General features: G+C 42.6%; 18 protein-coding genes. 10 read left to right on the forward strand and 8 right to left on the reverse strand.

All coding sequences use genetic code 11. From position 1 onward, the window contains the following. Positions 1-19: 19 nt before the first annotated feature. Positions 20-457, forward strand: coding sequence for a hypothetical protein (locus P1X15_RS27230; protein ID WP_277341295.1), 438 nt, complete (start codon positions 20-22; stop codon positions 455-457). 247 nt (positions 458-704) lie between these two features. Here P1X15_RS27230 and P1X15_RS27235 read toward each other — a convergent pair whose 3' ends face one another. From P1X15_RS27235 to P1X15_RS27245, 3 genes are all read right to left on the reverse strand, one after another. Further along, complete coding sequence (locus P1X15_RS27235; RefSeq protein WP_277341296.1) at positions 705-1316, reverse strand: transposase; 612 nt, start codon at positions 1314-1316, stop codon at positions 705-707. A gap of 504 nt (positions 1317-1820) precedes the next feature. Then, a complete protein-coding gene (gene uvrA, locus P1X15_RS27240; protein ID WP_277341297.1) occupies positions 1821-4673 on the reverse strand; it encodes an excinuclease ABC subunit UvrA in 2853 nt (950 codons plus the stop codon). A gap of 91 nt (positions 4674-4764) precedes the next feature. Further along, complete coding sequence (locus tag P1X15_RS27245; RefSeq protein ID WP_277341298.1) at positions 4765-7965, reverse strand: S41 family peptidase; 3201 nt, start codon at positions 7963-7965, stop codon at positions 4765-4767. Between the two features lie 116 nt (positions 7966-8081). Between P1X15_RS27245 and P1X15_RS27250 the strand changes: the two genes are divergently transcribed. The 6 genes from P1X15_RS27250 to frr all read left to right on the forward strand — a co-directional run bounded on the left by P1X15_RS27250 (position 8082) and on the right by frr (position 13080). Next, a complete protein-coding gene (locus P1X15_RS27250; protein WP_277341299.1) occupies positions 8082-8867 on the forward strand; it encodes a prolyl oligopeptidase family serine peptidase in 786 nt (261 codons plus the stop codon). A 25-nt stretch (positions 8868-8892) separates the two neighbouring features. Beyond that, on the forward strand, positions 8893-10158 hold the full coding sequence (locus P1X15_RS27255) for an acetylxylan esterase (RefSeq protein WP_277341300.1): 1266 nt from the start codon (positions 8893-8895) through the stop codon (positions 10156-10158). A gap of 46 nt (positions 10159-10204) precedes the next feature. After that, positions 10205-11113 carry a DMT family transporter gene (locus tag P1X15_RS27260; protein WP_277341301.1) on the forward strand — a complete coding sequence of 303 codons (909 nt, stop codon included), beginning with the start codon at positions 10205-10207 and terminating at the stop codon, positions 11111-11113. A gap of 29 nt (positions 11114-11142) precedes the next feature. Continuing rightward, positions 11143-11643, forward strand: a complete 501-nt coding sequence (locus tag P1X15_RS27265) for a biotin/lipoyl-containing protein (protein WP_277341302.1) — start codon at positions 11143-11145, stop codon at positions 11641-11643. Between the two features lie 63 nt (positions 11644-11706). Continuing rightward, positions 11707-12429, forward strand: a complete 723-nt coding sequence (gene pyrH, locus P1X15_RS27270; protein ID WP_277341303.1) for a UMP kinase — start codon at positions 11707-11709, stop codon at positions 12427-12429. Between the two features lie 90 nt (positions 12430-12519). Further along, positions 12520-13080 carry a ribosome recycling factor gene (gene frr, locus P1X15_RS27275; RefSeq protein ID WP_277341304.1) on the forward strand — a complete coding sequence of 187 codons (561 nt, stop codon included), beginning with the start codon at positions 12520-12522 and terminating at the stop codon, positions 13078-13080. 64 nt (positions 13081-13144) lie between these two features. On the opposite strand, the gene P1X15_RS27280 is transcribed toward frr, so the two are convergent. From P1X15_RS27280 to P1X15_RS27290, 3 genes are all read right to left on the reverse strand, one after another. Then, a complete protein-coding gene (locus P1X15_RS27280; protein ID WP_028664048.1) occupies positions 13145-13441 on the reverse strand; it encodes a rhodanese-like domain-containing protein in 297 nt (98 codons plus the stop codon). Positions 13442-13524: 83 nt separating this feature from the next. Further along, positions 13525-15438, reverse strand: a complete 1914-nt coding sequence (locus P1X15_RS27285; protein ID WP_277341305.1) for a T9SS type A sorting domain-containing protein — start codon at positions 15436-15438, stop codon at positions 13525-13527. Further along, positions 15431-16222 (reverse strand): PASTA domain-containing protein, encoded by a 792-nt coding sequence (locus tag P1X15_RS27290; protein WP_277341306.1) that lies wholly within the window; start codon positions 16220-16222, stop codon positions 15431-15433. Before P1X15_RS27290 ends, P1X15_RS27285 begins: the two co-directional genes overlap by 8 nt. Positions 16223-16555: 333 nt before the next feature. Between P1X15_RS27290 and P1X15_RS27295 the strand changes: the two genes are divergently transcribed. The 3 genes from P1X15_RS27295 (at position 16556) to P1X15_RS27305 (ending at position 19259) form a co-directional block, all read left to right on the forward strand. Next, positions 16556-17803 carry an ABC transporter permease gene (locus tag P1X15_RS27295; RefSeq protein ID WP_277341307.1) on the forward strand — a complete coding sequence of 416 codons (1248 nt, stop codon included), beginning with the start codon at positions 16556-16558 and terminating at the stop codon, positions 17801-17803. Between the two features lie 62 nt (positions 17804-17865). Further along, entirely contained in the window at positions 17866-18312 is a 447-nt protein-coding gene (locus P1X15_RS27300; protein WP_277341308.1) for a DMT family transporter, read from the forward strand. A gap of 20 nt (positions 18313-18332) precedes the next feature. Next, positions 18333-19259 (forward strand): glycoside hydrolase family 43 protein, encoded by a 927-nt coding sequence (locus P1X15_RS27305; protein ID WP_277341309.1) that lies wholly within the window; start codon positions 18333-18335, stop codon positions 19257-19259. Positions 19260-19353: 94 nt separating this feature from the next. Here P1X15_RS27305 and serS read toward each other — a convergent pair whose 3' ends face one another. Next, positions 19354-20625 carry a serine--tRNA ligase gene (serS, locus tag P1X15_RS27310; protein ID WP_277341310.1) on the reverse strand — a complete coding sequence of 424 codons (1272 nt, stop codon included), beginning with the start codon at positions 20623-20625 and terminating at the stop codon, positions 19354-19356. Positions 20626-21079: 454 nt separating this feature from the next. Further along, entirely contained in the window at positions 21080-21514 is a 435-nt protein-coding gene (tnpA, locus tag P1X15_RS27315) for an IS200/IS605 family transposase (RefSeq protein WP_277341311.1), read from the reverse strand. Positions 21515-21692 lie beyond the last annotated feature (178 nt).

The raw sequence follows: 21692 nt of genomic DNA on the forward strand, positions 1-21692 counted from the left end.
CCAAAACAAATAAATAGCCATGAAAAATTTAGTTTTTGCCGCAGCCATGATTCTTGTCTCATTCAGCAGTGCCAATGCCCAATGGGGTAACAACAACCGCGACCGTAGGTATGACGACCGTTATGATAACCGAGGCAATTATGACCCTCGTTATGGTAGAGGAAACTTAGGAGATAGAATTGATGATTTTCAACGTGAAGCACGTCGCCGTATTGCAGATGGCATTGCACAAGGGTCACTAACTTCAAGAGAGGCAAAAGGTTTGATGAGAGATGCGGAGCGAATTGAGCGTAAGGAGCAGATTTTTTGGCGTGACCGCGTGCTTGACCCTCGTGAGCGTCGTGAATTGATGGATGACTTATACGCTTTGAATCGTGAGATTACGAAAGAAAAAAGAGATAGAGAACGTTCAGCCTACGACGATTATGGTCGTTATGGACGGAATAGAGGATGGTGATTAGCAACAAAGGGCCGAATTTTTCGGCCCTTTGTGTTTTAATACTGTTGGGTCTCAGCCGTTGGGTTTTTCCCATATGGAGCGAGTGGCGGAGAAATATAGATACTGAGTCAGGCTGTCAGTAAGAGTTGATAAATAATAGGATGAGGCAAGATAATGGGGGCGGAGGCAAAATGAGGGGGTGGAGGCAAGATAATAGGGACGGAGGTAAGGCGGAGGCAAGTAGGGGCGGGGCTTGCCTCCGCCCTTACGGGGATTGTTTTTCGGTCATGCGGGATAATAACCGTTCTAAATTGTCGGAATCTTGTGACCACCTTTCGGGATTGGTGATAATGTAATTTTGAATATTATTGTATTCTTGATGATTCCTGATAACCCTCTCCCAGTAATTTCTCTGCCAACATTTGGCAACTTCATCTAAATGATTGTTTCTTATAAAATCATAATGTCTTTTGAATACCAATGATTTAAAGGCACATACGATATTTCCTAACGTAGAAATGGGAGGGGCAGGGTTAAGTTGTTCAGTTTTAAATTGGATCGTTTCAAGTTGGGCGGAGGCAAGTTGGGCAGACGCAAGGCCTGCCCCTACTGCAATATGAATAATGCCGTGAAAATGATTAGGCATAACCACATACTCATCTAGGTGTATTTGTGGAAAGCGGTGAGATAGCGCTAGCCATTCCTGTTCAACCAATTGCCCCAAATGACTCAAAATAGTTTTACCTTCTTTAATCTCTCCAAAAATACACTCTTTTTCTCTAGCGCAGATTGTGATAAAATAAGAGCCTGATTGACTATAATCGTAACCTTTCAAGCGAATAGACTGGCGATGGTGCAACTTCGGATTGAACTTCATATGGGTTTCGTTAATCTCAAAAAGGATTTTTAGAGATTGGACTGAAGTAGCACATAAATGTCACATAGTAGGAGAATACAGTAGAAAACAGGCCAATCCTGTATCGTGCGAAAAAGAAAAAATGTGTATCCGTAGGGGTAGGCCTTGCGTCTACCCCCATTGCGCGAATGAGTGCTAGTTCTTGCGTCTACCCCATTGCATGAATGAGTGCTAGTTCTTACGTCTACCCCCATTACACGAATGAGTGATGGTCATTGCGTCTACCCACTATTGCATGAATGAGTGCTAGTTCTTGCGTCTACCCACTATTGCGCGAATGAATGATGGACCCGATATGTATTGTACAAAAAACTTTTGGGTTGGAGATAAATGGGGCAGGGGTAACCGGCAAATGGGGCAGGGGTAACCGGCAAATGGGGCAGGGGGTAACCGATAAATGGGGCAGGGGTAAACGATAAATGGGGCAGGGGTAAACGATAAATGGGGCAGGGGCAAGCCCTGCCCCTACGATGATAATTCCAATTTCAAAAATTTACCAGTAAAACTATCCTTTGCTTTGGCGACTTTTTCGGGCGAGCCTTCTGCCACGATACGTCCGCCAGCATTGCCTCCTTCTGGTCCTAAGTCTATTACATAATCTGATACTTTGATGACATCAAGATTGTGCTCAATGATTAAAACTGTATTGCCTTTGTCGGCGAGTTTGTTGAGTACATCAAGCAAATGCTGAATATCCTGAAAATGAAGTCCAGTCGTGGGTTCATCTAAAATGTAAAGCGTTTGGCCTGTGTCTTTTTTTGAAAGTTCTTCGGCGAGTTTTACACGTTGGGCTTCTCCTCCCGAAAGTGTAGTGGCATGCTGACCCAAAGTAATATAGCCCAGACCCACGTCATTGAGAGTAGATACCTTTCGGTATATTTTTGGGATGCTCTCAAAAAAATCAAGAGCTTGTTCTACCGTCATATCCAACACATCGGCGATAGACTTGCCTTTGTAGCGGACTTCGAGGGTTTCGCGGTTGAAGCGTTTGCCTTTACAAGTATCGCAGTCTACATACACATCAGGCAAAAACTCCATTTCGATTTTCTTCATTCCTGCTCCTTCGCAATCTTCACACCGTCCTCCTTTGACATTAAACGAGAAACGTCCAGGCTTATAACCCCTAATTTTAGCTTCGGGCAGTTCGGCAAAAAGGGTACGGATTTCTGAAAAAAGATTGGTATAAGTAGCGGGGTTGGAGCGCGGAGTACGACCAATAGGCGACTGGTCTACTTCGATTACTTTGTCAATATGTTCTAGCCCTTCTACACTTTTATAAGCAAGAGGTTCTCTTTTGGAGTTATAAAAATGGCGATTCAGAATCGGAAATAGCGTTTCGTGAATCAAGGAAGATTTTCCGCTGCCACTTACGCCCGTAACGCACACCATTTTGCCTAAGGGCAGGCTTAACGTTACATTCTTGAGATTATGCCCCGTCGTTCCCTTCAATGTGATACTCTTTCCGTTTCCTTCGCGACGTTTTTTAGGAACCTCAATGGCTTTTCTTCCACTTAAAAAATCCGCTGTAAGTGAGCCATTTTTTAAAAATTCATCAGGAGTACCTTTGCCTACAACCTGCCCACCATGCCGCCCCGCACCAGGGCCGATGTCGAGGATATAGTCAGATTCAAGCATCATATCTTTGTCATGCTCCACTACCAAAACGGTATTTCCTAAGTCTCGTAGTTTTTTTAGGGAATCAATCAGGCGAACATTGTCGCGCTGATGTAAACCAATACTTGGTTCATCCATAATATAAAGCACACCCGTGAGCTGAGTTCCGATTTGGGTAGCCAAACGGATACGCTGAGCTTCACCCCCAGAAAGAGTTTTTAAAGGGCGATTTAGGGTCAAGTAATCCAAGCCAACATCTAGCAAAAAACCAACACGCTTTCGGATTTCCTTCAATACTTCTTTCCCAATCAATTGTTGGCGCTCTGTGGCCCGGTCTTCTAGGCCGTTCAACCAATTTGACAATTCTCTGATGTCCATTTCGGCCAATTCGGCGATGTTGCGACCGTCGATTTTAAACCAAAGTGCTTCTTTTTTGAGCCTTGCTCCTTGGCAATCGGGGCAAGTATTGATAGTCATAAAATCTTTGAGCCAATCCTGAATTTTTTCCGAACCATTTTCTTGTTGGCGTCTCAAAAAAGTAATGATTCCTTCATACTTGGTATTCCACTCGGTACCTTCGTATTTTTTGGAGGGGACGGGTACAGGCTCGTCGGTACCATTAAGCATGATGTCGATGGCTTCTGCGGGAAATTTCTCAATAGGAGTGCTGAGAGTGACTTTGAAAGGTTTAAGTAGAATTTCAAGTTGTTTGAAAATCCATAAGTCGCGGTATTCGCCAATAGGAGCAATGGCTCCTCGGCTCAGACTCAGGCTTTTATCAGGAATGACGCTTTCTTCCGTAATTTCTTCTACCACTCCTAGGCCCTGACAAGTAGGACACCAACCGTAAGGCGAGTTGAAAGAAAAACTATTGGGAGCAGGGTCGTCATAGCTGATACCCGATTCGGGATCCATTAAGTTTTGTGAAAAATAATGTACCTCGTTTTTGGAGTCGAGCATCATCATTACGCCTTTCCCTTGTTTAAGAGTAGTCCCCACTGATTGACTCAGGCGAAAGCGGTCATCTTTTTTAGGAATAAGGCGGTCTATTACAATCTCAATGTCGTGGATTTTATAGCGGTCAAGCTGCATTTTGGGCGTTATGTCTTGAACTTCGCCGTCAACCCGCACTTTAGTATAACCTAATTTTGAAATTTGGACAAACAAATCACGATAGTGCCCTTTCCGACCTTTGACAACCGGGGCAAGGAGAGTAGCTTTTTGATTTTCAAATTGGGCTAGAATTTGGTCAATGATTTGATCTTGTGATTGTTTTACCATCGGGCGGCCCGTAGCATAGCTAAAAGCATCGCCTGCCCTAGCATACAACAGTCGTAAAAAATCATAAATCTCGGTAACGGTGCCCACAGTAGAGCGAGGGTTACGAGAGGTAGTTTTTTGTTCAATACTAATCACAGGACTCAAGCCCTCGATTTTGTCCACATCGGGGCGCTCCATATTGCCCAAAAAACCGCGTGCATAAGCCGAAAAGCTTTCCATGTATCGGCGTTGGCCCTCGGCATAAATGGTATCAAAAGCAAGGGAAGATTTACCACTGCCGCTGATACCAGTCACTACTACGAGCTTATTGCGGGGGATAGTGACGTCAATATTTTTAAGGTTGTGTTCACGTGCTCCCATGACTTCTATTTGGTCATGGCCAGTGAGATCGATGTCTGTTAGAGTAGGTTTATGATTGTCCATGAATTGGTAACGCAAAAGGGGAGCGTAAAGTTACCAATTCTATTGAGAACAACCCTGCCAAAATCTTGCTAAACCTTGGCAGAGTTGTGTATTATTTTATTTCCTTCATCAGTTCCTCTACTGCGCGTTCGAGTTGCTGGTCTTTGCCTTTAATCACTACTTCATAATCATTCCATACTTTGATGTTAGGTTCTGTTTGGGCATTTTCAAGATAGGTGCCTGCCATTGTTTTTACGCCTACTGGAGGCACTCCCCAACGAATACTAGGGTCTTGGAGCATTTCCCATCCCGCAAAAGTACAAGTCCCTGGCACTGGCTGCCCCACGAGCTTGTTAAGACTGACAGCCTGCGTCATGTGTGCATAGCAATGGCCATCAGAGTAATTGGCCTCATTGGCGAGCGAGATACTCGGTCTGCTCCAGCGGTAGCTAGGCTCAGAGTAAATGACTCGTTTGTCGGTGGCATTGTACATGTAAGTTTTACCCGAAAAGAAGGTTGCTAGGTCGGATACCAAATCGCCTCCGCTGTTGAAACGCGTATCTACTACGATTCCTTTTTTGGTGGCAAATTTTCCCATCACTTCGTCGTAAGTTACTCGGAAAGGGCCATCAGCCATACCCGGAATATGAATATAACCCAAGGCTCCCTTGCTGAGTTTTTCTACTTCGTCTTGATTACGACGAACCCAACGCTTGTAAAGTAATTGATTTTCTTCTCCGATACTGATAGGCTTGAGCACTACCTCTCGCCGATTAGTACCTTCCAGAAGCGAAAGAAGCACATTTTTGCCTGCCTTACGATTGAGGTATTGAGCCAAATCACGGTCGTTGGAGATAGTTTCGCCATCGATAGCTTCGATGATCGTGCCTGACTTGAGATTCAAGCCTGCTTTGTCGGCGGGGCCGTCTTTGATTACTTCCTCTATCCGAATTCCAGGGCCTGCAAAATTCCAGTCAAAAAATATTCCGAGCGAAGCTGTGACATCGGCATTGGTAGAAGGCGGGCTGTACGACGCGCCACTATGCGATACATTCAGTTCACCGAGTAGCTCACTTAGCATCTCAGCAAACTCATAATTGTTGCTAATATGAGGCAACTGTTGTAGATAATCAGGTTTATAACTATCCCAATTTACCCCGTGAAAAGTAGCGGTGTAAAATGTTTTTTTTGTGCGACGCCATACATGTTCAAACATAAAGGCACGCTCGGCGGCTATGTCGAGATTCATGTCGCCGCTTGTGCTAATGCTTTCTTGTTTTCCTGTTGCAGCATCTATTTTAGAAATTTTGCCGTCAGCATTCAAAAAGATGTTTTTCTGGTCTTTGTCCCATACCATACTACCGCCACCATTGGCATTTAGGGTGGTGAGTTGTTTGGTTTCTTTGGTGCGTAGGTTGGTACTCCAGAGGTTATAGCCTTTTTCAAAGCGCGTCAGATAATATAGCATATCACCGTCTTTATTGATAAGAGCATCCGAAAGGTTGGAAGAGTGAATGGTCAATTTGGCCTTGCGCAATTCTAACCCATCCATTTCAATCACCACAGTTGTATCTTTTTTATTGGTGGTATCGGCTTTGCTTGTTTTTTCGTCAAGTTCTTTGGCTAAGGCTGCTTCATCTTTGGTGAGTTTGAATTTGTCGTAAGCCGCTTGCGTAAAAAACAAAGCATATACATCGGATTGGCTGTTGCCACTTTGAGACAAGCTTTTGAGTCCTTCACGATTGCTAAACCACAGCATTGCCTTACCGCTCAGTACCCATTTAGCGCGGTGGTCTTCAAAGCCACTTTGAGTAAGATTCGTAACTTTGCCTTTACCATCGGTTGAGATAAGCCCGATTTCGCCTTCCCTGACATTGGGAAGATTGTAATCAAACAAAAACCACTTGCCGTCGGGACTCCATTGAAAGTATTGGTCGTTGTCGCCCCAAGAAAACAATTCTTGGTCGGTTAGGATAGTGCGCGTTTGTTTGGTAGAAAGATTAAAAATTTTGAGGGTAGCACGGTTTTCGATAAAGGCTATTTCTTTGCCATCGGGAGCATAAGAGGGTTGATAGTTTTCGTTGTCATTCACAATCAGCGGCGTTTCTTTCAAAACCGTAGAAGCATAAAAGTAGGGCTCTTCTTTTCGGCTGATTCGTGTCTCAAAAATTTTCCAAGTATTGCCTCGTTCTGATGAATACAACAAAGCTTTGCCATCCGGCGAAAAACTTACGCTACGCTCCTGTTCGGGAGTATTGGTGATACGTTTGGTGAAATTTCCTTCTACCGAGCTTACAAATACTTCTCCTCTGAAAACATAAGCGATTTCTTTGCCATTGGGCGAAACAGCCATATCGCGTACGCTACCACTGACATTCACAACGCGCTCGTTGTTGACACGAGTGTCGGCGGCGATGTTAATAGTTACTTTTTGGGGCTGAGTACCTGATTTTAAAGTATAAATTTCGCCGTCGAAACTAAAGCAGAGTGTACCGTCAGTTGCCATGCTCAAAAACCGAACGGGATGTTTTTTGAAAGAAGTGAGCGCTTGTGGCTGATTAGGTGAAGCCAACGAAAGCTTGTGAACGTTGAAAGAACCATTGCTTTCGCTCAGATAATAAATGCTTTTGTCTTCTTCCGCAAAAATAGGATTTCGGTCTTCGCCTGCAAAAGTGGTGAGTTTTGTATGTTTTTGGGTTTTGGTATCATATGTCCAAATATCTCGTGCAATAGAGGATGTATGATGCTTACGCCAAGGGTTTTCACCGCCTTTTTTGTCATGGTATACCATTTTACTGCCGTCTTTGCTGAATTTCACATCCTCGGCAGGCGTACTCCATACTTGCTGTACACGGCCGCCTTTGAGCGCAACGCTATAAAGCTCAGGTTGCGAACCAGTAGGATATTGACGATTAGTAGCTAAATCCATTCGTACGCCTCCAAAAACAACGCGCTGATTGTCAGGAGAAAAATCGTAAGGGTATTCGTTGGCCGAGTGGAAGGTGAGGCGTTTGGCTTCGCCTCCTTCAGCGGGAATCGTAAAGACATCAAAATTGCCAAAACGGTCGGAGGCAAATGCAATAGTTTTGCTATCTCGCGACCACACGGGCATAAAATCGTGCGCTTCGTGAAAAGTCAGCGGAATAGCGCTGCCTCCCGTGGTAGGCACTTTCCAAAGGTCCCCTTTGTAAGTGAATACAATGGTTTTACCATCAGGTGAGATACTTGGATATCGAAGCCATTTGGGGGATGATTGGGCAAAAGAAGTAACTGTCAAAAGGACAGCGCCAAGAATTTTAAGAGTAATTTTCACAATGATGATTGGGATTTAGCATGAATAAATGAAGTGCGAAACTCTCCCAAAGTTATCTAAAAACAATAGAAACCTACAAGCACCGCCTTTTAGACTTGAAAAAGAAATACTAGTTGATGAAAAAAATAACAATATTTAACTTGCTGCTACTACACAGCCTTCTAGCGTTGGCCCAAGATGGTTTTCAGGCTCGTATTTACGAAACAAAAAAAGGACAAAAATTACCATATCAGATTTTGTATCCAGAAAACTACAATCGTCACCATAAATACCCCCTTGTATTGGTACTACATGGCGCAGGTGAACGAGGTGCCGACAATCAAAAACAATTGGTTCATGGCTCAAAATTATTCTTATCGGACAATAACCGCCGCCAATTTCCAGCGATTGTAATTTTTCCACAATGTCCCGTGGATAGTTATTGGATGTCAGGAAAAATAGATCGTAGTAAACAGCCTATTGAACTCAGCTTTGATTACCCTAAAGCTCCCAATTGGCCTTTGAAAGCAGCAGTAGAGCTTGTAAAAAAGCTTTCGAAAAAAGAAGCAGTAGATAAAAAACGAATCTATATCACGGGGCTTTCGATGGGAGGCATGGGAACTTTCGAAGCCTTGGCGCGTTATCCCAAGCTTTTTGCTGCTGCGGCACCTATCTGTGGAGGTGGAAATCTAGAAATGACTAAAAAATATGCGAACAAAGTGCCACTTTGGATTTTTCACGGTGCCGAAGATGGCGTAGTAAAAGTTCAAAACTCACGAGATATTTATGCTGCATTGCGATCCAATGCAGCTAATGTGAAATACACCGAATATCCTGGCGTGAATCACAACAGTTGGGATAATGCTTTTGCCGAATCTGAATTTTTACCATGGATGTTTAGTCACGTAAAAGGGAAAAAATAATATACTTATGCACAACTTATCCACAATGAGAGTCTTCGTTGGTGTATTTCTAGCAGTGGCAGTTACTTTAACTGCTAATGCTCAAAAAATTCCAGTCAATTATGACGAAACAAAAATACCCGCCTATACCTTACCCGACCCTTTGTTGGTAAAAGGAAAACGCATTTCGACCAAAACGGCTTGGGAAAAGGAAGGACGTCCGGCAGTTTTGAAAATGTTTGCAGAAGAGGTATATGGTATCAATCCCTTTCCGCCTTCCATAAAAATAGCCACTGAGGTAAGGGGCATTAACGAAAATGCCCTTGGAGGAAAGGCCATTTCCAAACAAGTTACGCTACGTTTTCCCGAAATTTCTCCCAATTTGGCCCTTCACGTATTGCTGTATTTACCCAAAAACGCGCAGAAAGTGCCGGCTTTTGTTAGTCTCAATTTTACGGGCAATCATACCACTACCAAAGAACAAGACATCTTTGTGACCGAAAATTGGGTAAATGCTGGCTTTGATAAATCTTACACAAATAATCGCGCTACCGAAGCGTCGCGCGGGATAGCCGAGCGCCGATGGCCTATGGAAGCCATAGTGGCGAGAGGTTATGCCGTGGCTACTGCCTATTATGGTGACCTCGAACCCGACCATGCCGAAGGCTGGAAAACAGGCCTGCGTTCGGTACTGACGCCAGAGCAGCGCGACAAATGGGGGGCATTGGGGGTATGGGCATGGAGTATGAGCCGCATGGTAGATTATTTGATTCAAAACGAAACCCAAATTGATAAAAACAAAATTATTGGCGTAGGGCATTCGCGTATTGGAAAGGCTACCTTGTGGGCAGGGGCAGAAGACCCGCGCTTTGCGATTGTGGTCTCTAACGACTCAGGCGAAGGTGGGGCGGCTTTGGCCAGAAGGTGGATTGGCGAAACCGTCGAGCATCTCAATACTCAATTTCCCCACTGGTTTTGTGCCAACTACAAAAAGTATAATAAAGCCGTAAGCGACCTACCTGTTGATCAACACGCCTTATTGGGATTGATGGCTCCGCGTCCGCTTTATGTAGCAAGTGCTACCGAAGATACTTGGGCCGACCCCAAAGGTGAGTTTATGAGTGCATTGGAAGCCCAAAATGTGTATAGTTTGTACAAAAAAACGGGTTTAGGAACCGAAAAAATGCCTCTTCCTAATACTTCCATAGGCCAAACCATAGGGTATCATATTCGGGAGGGAAAACATGATATTCTTATATATGACTGGGAACAATACATGAACTTTGCCGATAAGCACTTTAAAATCAAATAAACCCACTATTTTTGCAAAGTAAATCACTAAAAAAGCTGCGTCTGTCGTGAACGATTCTGAAAAAAGTCCTATTCAGGCATGGGTACTATTGCTTCTAGTAGCACTTACTTGGGGGACTTCGTTCATTTTAATAAAGAAAAGCTTAAATACCTTTAGTGTGATAGAAGTAGCAGCAGGCCGGTTATTTTTAGCGTCCTTGTTTTTCCTGCCGTTCATGTATCGTTCTTGGCAAAAAATCCCCTCGGCTAAGTACCGCTATATACTGCTTTCTGCCGTGACGGGTTATATACTCCCTGCGTTTTTGTTGGCCAAAGCTGGCACTAAGCTTAATAGTTCTTTGGCTGGAATGCTCAATTCCCTCAGCCCCCTATTTACCCTTGTGATAGGCATTGTTTTTTTTGCGCAGCCGCGGTACTTACTAAAAATCGCTGGCGTATTATTGGGATTATTGGGTTCTTCTTTTTTGATTTTTAGCAAAAGCACAGGTTCACTCAATATCGCCAATCCTTACGCGTTTTTGGTGCTAATGGCTACCCTTGTATACGGAATCAACGTCAACACCATTGCGCGACATTTGAGCAAGCTACCCTCGTTGGCAATGACCGCCGTTACATTTATGTTTATTGGCCCTTTGGCCCTTATAGTGCTGTTGTCTACCGATTTTTTCCCAAAGATTGTGGATTCTAACCACGCCCAATCAAGTTTTTGTCTGGCAAGTTTAGGAATGTTGAGTTCGGGGGTAGCAGCGGTACTTTTCAATCGTATCGTTCAGATTGCCTCGGGTTTGTTTGCTATATCAGTGACTTATTTGATTCCAATTGTAGCAATAGGCTGGGGCCTTGCAGACGGAGAGCGGATTAGTTTTCAACAATATCTAGGAATGGGAATTATCTTAATGGGGATTTACTTGGTCAATCGCCGTGAAGCTTCTCGCTCAAATGTAGCCCGCAATTAGTACTTTTTTCATCTTATCAACAAAGTATCATGCTCAAGGTAACCATCAACGAACAACAAACATTTGAGGTAGAAACCCAGCCAAAGCAAACCCTGCTCAATGGAAAGCCTTTTGAGTGGGATTTGGTAGCTCTCAACAAGGGTCATTTTCATATTATACAAAACAATCATTCGTATAATGTAGAAGTGTTGGAAGCTGACTATACGGAGAAGAGCTTTAAGGTGAAGATCAACCAAAATATATACAACGTAGCTGCCAAAGACCGTTTTGATTTGCTATTGGAACAAATGGGAATGTCGAGTGCTGCCAAAAATAAAGTGAATAACATCAAAGCTCCGATGCCTGGCCTAATTTGGGATATCAAAGTTCAAGTAGGAGATACTGTCAAGGCGGGAGATGTGGTACTAGTATTGGTGGCCATGAAAATGGAAAATGCGCTCAAATCTCAAGGAGAAGGTACCGTAAAAAGTATCAAAGTAGCCAAAGGAGATAGCGTTGAGAAAAATCAAATTTTAATAGAATTCGACTAAAACCGTTTAGGTTTGCCTGCACAAAAAGCCACTGAATTATTAATGGAACAAAATATAAAAACTATGTCTCAACCCAAATATAAACGTATTCTTCTTAAACTTAGTGGTGAAGCACTAAGCGGCTCTGACAAGAAACAAGTAATAGATTTTGATATTCTTGAGCAATTTGCCAAAGAAGTAAAAAGTGTCGTAGATGTGGGAGTACAAGTGGCTGTCGTAATTGGCGGAGGCAATATCTTCCGAGGTGCTTCGGTCGAAAAATCAGGAATCGATCGGGTACAAGGTGATTATATGGGAATGCTTGCAACAGTCATCAATAGCATGGCGATTCAGAGTTCTCTCGAAAAACAAGGAATGTATACACGCTTGCTATCGGCTATTAAGATGGAGCAAGTGGCAGAGCCGATGATTCGGCGTAGAGCAGTACGGCATCTCGAAAAGGGCCGTGTTGTGATTTTTGGAGCAGGTACTGGAAACCCCTATTTTACTACCGACTCGGCGGGTGCGCTACGCGCTATTGAAATCAACGCTGATGCGGTCTTGAAAGGTACACGCGTAGATGGCGTATACACAGCCGACCCTGAAAAAGACCCGACCGCGACTCGTTATGAGAAATTGTCTTTTGATGAAGCACTCGCAAAAAATCTCAAAATCATGGATTTGACAGCTTTCGCGCTTTGCAAAGAAAATAGCTTGCCTATCGTGGTATTTGATATGAACAAAGAAGGCAATTTGCTTAAACTAATCATGGGGGAGTCGGTAGGTACTTTAGTAACTAATTTGTAAATTCTAAAAATTTGTTTTTTGACAATAGGGACGGATAAAAAACAAGGCTTATCCGAACGAAATCTACGAATAACAATTAACACATTAACAATGGAAGAAATTGAGTTTTATCTAGAAGATGCTAAAGAAACAATGGAGCGTGCCATGAAGCACCTCTCTATTGAACTTTCGAAAATTCGTGCGGGAAAAGCTTCTCCGCAAATGTTAGATGGAATCCAAATAGAATATTATGGCGTCATGTCGCCATTAAATAATGTGGCGTCGATTACTACTCCCGATGCTCGTACGATTGCTATTAAGCCTTTTGAAAAAAAGATTATAGGCGAAATCGAAAAGGCGATTCGTAATAGCAATGTAGGTCTTTCACCTAACAACGACGGAGAGAATATCCGCCTCAACATTCCAATGCTTACCGAAGAACGTCGTCGTGATTTATTGAAAAGAGTAAAACAAGAGATAGAAACGGCAAAGGTCAACATTCGCAACATTCGTCAAAGTACCAACGGAGATATTCGTAAATTGACCAAAGAAGGTGCTTCAGAAGATGATGTAAAAAAAGGGGAGGAGCGAGTACAAAAACTTACCGATAGCTTTATTACCAAAGTAGACCAAGTATATCTTGTGAAAGAACAAGACATCATGTCGGTATAATAAACCTTAAAAAGTATTGAGTATTAGTCTGTTGAATTTAATACTCAATACTTTTAATATTACCTTAGTCAAGTTCATTATAGGCCAAAATACCGCCAATAACGTTCCGAACATTCGTGAAACCTTGACTTTCCATGTATTTCTGAGCCGTTTCACTGCGTTTTCCTGAGCGGCAATGAACTAGTATTTCTTCATTTTTTAGATGCTCGATTTCGTTGAGGCGATGAGGCAAATCCCCCAAAGGAATCAAATAGCCGCCGATATTGTCGGCTTCGTATTCGTAGTCTTCGCGTACATCGATAAGGTTGATAGGATCACCACTTTCGATACGCTGTTTTAATTCTTCTACTGTAATATCCATTGTCTTGAGTTTAATTAAAATGAGATAATCTAGAACGTCAAAGGTGTAAAATTACCACAAGCTTACTACTTATTTGTGGCAATTTATCGTTGCAACAAAATTTTCTTCACAACAGTTTTATGCTGATTTGATAATTGTAGCAAATAAATACCCGTAGGCAAATTCGATAAATCCATCGACTGTTCGGAGGCTTGAAAAGATTGCTGTTTGAGCAACGTGCCACTAATATTATAAACACTAATATTCTGGATTTCATTGGTTTTCCAACGAATCAAACCAGAGGTAGGATTGGGGTATACGTCCCAGTCCAAAGGAGTTGGTTCAGGAACTGAGGTAATGGGCGGTGGTAGGGGTTTGTTGCCCATCACAGGTCTAATCATCAAACTACCTCTAAAATAGGCTAAATTGGGGTCGTTTGCAAAAGAGGTATAAGGCACCCATTCACGACTCAGATTTACAAATATCTGATCCTCATGGTTATGATTGCGATCCAGCCCAATTGGAATCCCATCTTGTCCAATTTGCAACCAGCCTACATAAAAAGTATCTTTTACTGCTACCCCAAAATCAAAATTAAACTCTATAAAGCCATTACGTAAAGCAGAATATTCGACCTTAAAGCTTTGCTGATATAAAAGTCTCTGTGGGGCACCGTTTCTATTGTCCCAAACTTGAATCGTAATAGGCTGACCCGTCAAATCTTTTAAGGTAGGTACGATATTCATTCTTACAGCCGACAGTGTGTCTGGCGTATTTAGGAAATACCTTACAGCAGCCCGTTGGAGGGGTTGATTCATATATACTGCTGATTCGGCAGTACCATCATCATAAGCATAGTAATTATTTAGAATAGTCTTGCCAGAGATAGTATCGTTTCGTTTCAGATTAATGCTTCCAATTAAAGTATCAGAGGTAGCCATCAAAAACTTACTTACTAGCGTTAATGGTTTAGTTGCAAAAATAGAGAGCGGAGTAAGTTTAAGGCGTTTGAGTTGAGAACTTGCCCCTGGAAGTGGATTAGGAGAAGTTTCTTGAAAATTTTGAAAAATCTGACCACTATTTTCTTCTTTCAATGTATAAGAAAAAGAAATCGAATTAGGGAAATTAAATAAATTAGTGATATCAGTACTAATAGAATCAGCCGTTTCGGCGGCAGGGTTGGCCATATACTGCTTTATAGGTATAGAAGTGTATCTTTTCAAAAAAGAACTTACAGGGAGTCTACATGCTACATCTGCTATGAATCTATCTGAACTATGGCGATTTTTGTTGAGATATATATAATCAATATGCCATGCGTCAAATTGCCCAGAGAGGCGGGCAAAAGCCTGAAACCGAAACTGAAATTTAGCGTGAAAAAAGACAGTGTTCTTAATAGCTAAATTGGTGAAATTAAAATTATTGTCAGGTGTACCACCTGTTTTTGTCCATACAGTACGCCATTGCAATGTATTGTCTAAAAATTGCACGATTAGTGAATCATTGGCATCGGGTAGTTCATTAAGCCCTTTTAATTGCCAATAAAAACTTAAAAAAATAGAGTCCTTTGGGCTTAAATTTGATAAATCAATCGCGGTGGAAGTAAGGGTGTCACCTGGCCCTGAGGCATTCTGGTTTGTGAAATTGTAGGGTTTTCCGTTGGCATCTGCTCCGTCAAAAGTAACTACATTTAGGCTGGGGTGATTGATGGTAGCTGTATTACTAACATAAGTCCCTCCGGATGTCCAAAGAGAGGGGTCGAGATTGCCATTGGTAACCAACGAAAAATCATCAAAAAAAGGAAGCTCCACCGCCTGAACGCGCGCCTGGCTAGGGAGGGGTTTGGACTGCACTGGCCCCGTCGGAAAGCCGACTAATTGGGCTTTAAGAGGAAATCCCAAAAAAGAAATACAAACAAAAATACAAATGAAGTGAGAAAATGCTAAAATTTTGCTACTCGCTACGTCACTAATCCAGTAAAGTAAATTGTATTTTCTCACTTCTCTAAAATTATTCATTTTGTTGTTGTTCTGGTTGAGGGTCATTTGTCCCCACTACCCACAAGTCTATGGTTTCACCTACTCGAATTTTGTTACCAGCCCCTGCTTCAGGATTTTGTCTCACAACAGTTCCGGGTGGCTGACTAGCATCATCTACATACTGAATTAAAGGTTTGGCAAGATTAGAGCCTTTGATGACAAAAAGAGCATCTTCTAATGTACTACCTACAACGTTTGGAACGTCAAATTCAGTATTTCCGATTCCGTTTCCTACTTCCAAATCTATTTTTGAGCCTTGTGGAACCAATGTTCCGGGCTGTATCGGGTTACCATTATACAATTGGCGTCTTACCGAGTTGTGTGCCAAATCGGGTACGTAGATGATTTTACCACGTTGCAAACCTAATCTAGCTAATTCGCCTTCGGCACTGCTCAAAGTGCGGTCTTCCAACTGAGGCATTTTGACATCTGGGGCATTGAGTGAAGTAATATAAATATATATTTTACGACCTTCTTTTACCCGCATGCCTGATTTAGGGTGTTGTCTGATGACACTCAGTGGCTTGGCTCCTACCACAAAAGTACAATCTGCTACTTCGTAGCGTAAATTGCGCTCATCCAAATAGTCTTCAAGCTGCTCTACACTCATACCACTCAGGTCTGGGACAGTGATACTTTGCCCATGATTTGTAGTGAATGGTAAATACAGAAAGAAGAACCCCAAAAATAATGCCACAACTAAGGCAACAACGAGACTAATATGAACAAAAAGGTCTGCGCGCGAATTGGTACTAATTTTCATACAAAGTTTATTGGTAGAATAAAGCGCTTAAAAACAAAGTTCTGAATAAACAAACGACTCTTACCCGCTATTAATGAGTTTCATGCAAAGAAAATCTAAATTTCTGAAATGGTAGTAAAATAGCTTTGATTTTGTAATTTCTTAGGTGTTTTATGTCCTTGGTTCAGCTTAAAGAAAAAAAACACGGCAAATAGATGAATTGGGGGAAGCCTCAGAAAGCCAATCAAACTGCCTGATTGCCATTCATGTAAAATATCTATCAAATCAAATTTGAGAAACAGAATTTTGTCTACACTTCATTAAGTAGTGTTTACTGTTAATCTTCCTACAGTCATGATGTTTTTTCGTCAAACTTACGAGAGTCTGCGCTTTGCTTGGCAAGCTTTACGGTCTAATATCCTAAGAACTACGCTCTCGTTGCTAGGAGTGACCGTAGGAATTTTTGCTATTATTGGAGTTTTTACCATTGTAGACTCACTAGAGCGGAGCATTAGGAATAGTTTGGCCGAAATCGGAACCGACGTATTGTATGTACAAAAATGGCCCTGGGGGTTTGGTGGAGAGTATCAATGGTGGAAATATTTTCAATGGCCTGAAACTACCTACAGTGATTATAAATTTTTGGCGGAGCGGATAGAAGGCGCCGAGGCCGTGGTAGTGATGGATTTTATGGGTGGGTTGAGTGTCAAAAACGGCAACAACAGCATGGACGCACTCCTGCAAGGTATATCGTATGATTATAACAAGATATCGGAAGTTGAAGTTGAAAAAGGTCGTTATTTCACTCCTCAAGAAATAGATGCTGGTCGAAGTGTAGCAGTGATTGGCGCCGACATAGCCGAGGCATTGTTTCCAAACAATCCCGATCCTGTAGGAAAATCATTTAAAATAAAAGGCCTCAACTACGTTATCATCGGGATACAGAAGAAAAAAGGGAAATCTCTTTTTGATATTGCGGGCAATCCAGATGAAAAAGTGCTGCTACCGTATTTGACCTTTGCCAAATCTTTCCAAAGTCGTATCGGCAACAGTGTCGATATAGTGGTGAAGGGACGTCCTGAAGATGAAGGCCTGATTGAGTTGGAGTCAGAGGTAATCGGAATCCTTCGTTCTAAACGTGGGCTTAAGCCTACCCAAGAAACCAATTTTTCAATCAATCGTCCCGAAGCCGCCACCAAAGCCGTGTCAGGGTTGTTTGGAGTAATTACGATGGCAGGGTGGGTAATTGGTAGTTTTTCTATTTTAGTAGGAGGTTTTGGAATCGCCAATATTATGTTTGTATCAGTAAAAGAACGTACAAACCTGATTGGAATTCAAAAATCTTTAGGTGCTAAAAATTACGTCATTTTGTTCCAGTTTTTGTTTGAAGCAATGTTTCTAAGTTTGATTGGAGGACTTGTAGGAATTTTGCTGGTTTATTTTTTATCCTTTATTCCCTTGGGGAGCTTAGAGATTGTGCTTTCTCCCAAAAATATCATGCTAGGTTTGAGTGTATCAAGTATTATTGGCGTTCTTGCGGGGATTATCCCGGCTTTTGGTGCTGCTCGCATGGATCCTGTGGAGGCTATTCGCTCTAAATAAATGTTTTTTTATTCCGCCAAAATTTTGGGAAGTTTGTAGCTAGCATCTGCCAACTACTTCCCATGAATTACTTCTATTTATTTCTTGCTTTTTTGATTGGAGTTGCCAACTCTATTCAGTCGGGAGTTAACTCGCAACTTAGAATCGATACCAAAAACGCTCTTTTGTCTTCTGTTATTTCTTTTGGTACGGGCTTTCTGGCACTTGTCGTATGCTATCTTTTTTTTAATAAAGAGCCAATCCCTTCTTTGGAAAATTTCAAAAATATTTCTTGGTGGAAATGGATGGGGGGCTTACTTGGAGCTTTTTATATCGTTACCGTGATTATCACAGTGCGCGACATTGGCCCCGCAAATATGCTCTGCTTAATTATCGCAGGGCAGCTTGTAGCAGGCGTATTGATAGATCATTATGGCTTGATGGGCTTTCCTGTGCATGCTATCAATACTTGGCGTATAGTAGGCGTGGGTTTGATTGTAGGAGGGGTATATTTAGTTCTTAAAAATTGATTTATTGTAAAAACTATCTCATGAAATTGAAAATTTTAAGTCTTTGTTTATTGCTCCCCTTTATGTCGGTGGCTCAACAAAACGCCTATTTGTTTTCATATTTTATAAAAAATGGAGAAGATGGCCTTCATTTTGCCTACAGTACCGACGGGCTTCACTGGAAAGCGTTGAAGGGCGGAAACTCCTTTTTGAAACCCACCGTAGGAAAGGATAAACTGATGCGTGACCCATGTATTTACCAAGACAAAAACGGGACTTATCACATGGTTTGGACGAGTGGATGGTGGGACAAAATCATCGGTTATGCTTCTTCCAACGATTTGGTCAATTGGTCAGAGCAGCGGACTATTCCTGTAATGGAACACGAGCCAACCGCCAAAAATAGTTGGGCTCCCGAAATTGCGTACGATGATAAAACGAAACAATTTCTGATTTTTTGGGCAACTACCATTCCTGGAAGACATACAGATGTGGCCGACTCAGAAAAAGAAAAAGGGTTGAACCACCGTATGTACTACGTTACGACCAAAGACTTTAAGACATTCAGCGAAACAAAGCTATTTTTTAATCCCGATTTCAGTGTGATTGATGCAACGATTTTGAAGCGGGGCAAAAACTACGTGATGTTTCTGAAAAACGAGAACCCCAATCCGCCCGAAAAAAACATCCGTATCACAGAAGCGAAAAGCGCGCTGGGGCCATTTCCTACAAAAGTGTCTGAACCTATCACGGGGAAATACTGGGCCGAAGGACCTACCGCGATTGAGGTGGGAGAGTATGTGTACGTGTATTTTGATAAATATACCCAACACAAGTACGGAGCAGTACGTTCAAAAGACCTGAAAACATGGGAAGACGTGTCGGAGCAGGTAACGTTTCCTGAAGGTATTCGCCACGGAACAGCCTTCAAAGTGCCGATGACGCTGCTGGAAGCTTTACAGAAATAGGAAAAAAAACTGAAAAAGACCTGCCAAGTTTTTGAAACTTGGCAGGTCTGCCTACAAAAAGAGGAGTTTGTAAGCAACCTCCTCACACAAATCTCTACTTAATCAGCTCAAATCCACAGTAAGGAACCAATGCTTTTGGAATACGGATTCCTTCGGGCGTTTGATTGTTTTCTAGGAGTGCGGCCAAAATACGTGGCAACGCCAACGCCGAACCATTGAGGGTATGTAATAATTGCGTTTTACCGTCAACTTTATAACGCAACTTGAGACGATTGGCTTGGTAGGTTTCAAAATTAGAAACCGAACTACATTCCAACCAACGGCCTTGTGCTCCCGACCATACTTCAAAATCGTACGTAAGCGCCGAAGTAAAGCCCATATCGCCACCACACAATCGAATGATGCGGAATGGCAACTCCAATGCCTGAAGCAATCCTTTGACATGCTCTGCCATTTCGTCGAGGGCTTGGTACGATTCCTCGGGTTTGCGTACTTGTACAATCTCCACTTTGTCAAATTGATGAAGGCGATTAAGGCCCCGTACATGCGCACCCCAGCTTCCTGCTTCGCGACGGAAACAAGGTGTGTAGCCTACGTTTTTGATGGGTAGCTCATTTTCGTTTACAATCACATCGCGGTAAAGGTTGGTGATAGGTACCTCCGCCGTTGGAATAAGATATAAATCATCAGCAGTAGCGTGGTACATTTGACCTTCTTTGTCGGGCAATTGTCCCGTACCAAAGCCCGATTCGGCATTGATAAGAATAGGAGGTTGCACTTCCATGTAACCTGCTTCAACGGCTTTGTCCAAGAAAAACTGAATCATAGCCCGTTGAATACGCGCTCCTTTTCCTTTGTAAACAGGGAAACCTGCTCCCGTGATTTTAGTACCCAACTTGAAGTCGATGATGTCGTACTGCTCAATCAAGTCCCAGTGAGGCTTGGCCGTTTCGGGAAGCGTAGGTTTTTCGCCCCACAGATACACTTCTACGTTTTCTTCGGGCGTACGACCTGGAGGAACGCTTTCGTGCGGAAGGTTGGGGAGCAACACCAATGTCGCTTGAAGTTGTTCTTCGACTTCTTTCAGACTTTCTTCCAGCGATTTTGCGCGAACTTTGAGGGTGGAGGTTTGAGCTTTGGCCGCTTCGGCATCTTCTTTCTTACCCTCTTTCATCAATTGCCCGATTTGTTTGGCCAAGGCATTGGATTGGGCTAATGTAGCGTCCAATTCACTTTGAGTGTCGCGACGTTGTTTGTCCAATCCCAAAATGGTATCTACGGCTTCGGTAGCCCCTTTAAAATACTTGCGTTCCAACCCTTCGATGGTTAGCTCGCGGTTTTCGCGGATGAAGTTAATCTGTAGCATTACAAATTCGATATAAAGTTTTCAGGGCTAACGCCCTTGTGTTATTGTTTACTTCGCGTTTCCACTGCCTGAAGTCGTGGGGTTAAAAGAGCTATTTTATCCTCTAGCCATTGCTATGGTGTCTAGTCAGGGCTAAAGCCCTAGTTCGTTGAACTTCTATCACGAGCCCCAGCCTGAAGGCATGGGGTTAAAAGAGTTTTTATCCTGTAACCCCACGCCTTTAGGCTGGGGGCAATGGGAAAATAACTATCCAAAAGGGCTTTAGCCCTGATTTTATCCTCTAGCCATTGCTATGGTGTCTAGTCAGGGCTAAAGCCCTAGTTCGTTGAACTTCTATCACGAGCCCCAGCCTGAAGGCATGGGGTTAAAAGAGTTTTTATCCTATAACCCCACGTCGCAACGGCGCACCGCCTTTAGGCTGGGGGTAAGGGCTGTGTCGTTACTTCAAAGGGCTTTAGCCCTCACGTACTTGGAATCCAAATTTGGCCATAAATTCCTGACATTCCTCCAAATACGTTTTTTTTCGGTGATGTTCCTCTTGATTTCTGAGGTAATTCCTTACAGCTTCCACTTGCGATTCACTCACCGAAACAGCATAATATTCATCAGCCCAGTATAGTTTCTTACGAAACAGTTGCTGCTGATTACTCCAAAAAGCAGCTTCTCCTTTGATAAGCTGTATCGTATTTGATAATGCTAAATCCGCATTCAAAGTTATCAAACAATGAATATGGTCTTCGACCCCGTTGATAAAATCTATGTAAAATCCTTTTTTATGGGCATTGGCACGAATATGAGAAAAAAGAGTCTCTCTTTTGCCTTTTTCGAGAATACTTTCTCGGTTTTTTGTGCCCCAAACTGCGTGAACCCAGATTTTTACAAATGCCATTTCTACGGTGTCTAATCAGGGCTAAAGCCCTTGTTCTGTAAGCCTTATTGCGTTTCCCCAGCCTGAAGTCGTGGGGTTAAAAGAGTTATTTCTCCTTTAATCCTACGCTTTCCCCAGCCTAAAAGCATGGGGTTAAAAGAATTATTTTTTCCTCTAACCCCATGCCTTTAGGCTGGGG

The organism is Runella sp. MFBS21 (assembly GCF_029433105.1).
GTDB lineage: Bacteria > Bacteroidota > Bacteroidia > Cytophagales > Spirosomataceae > Runella.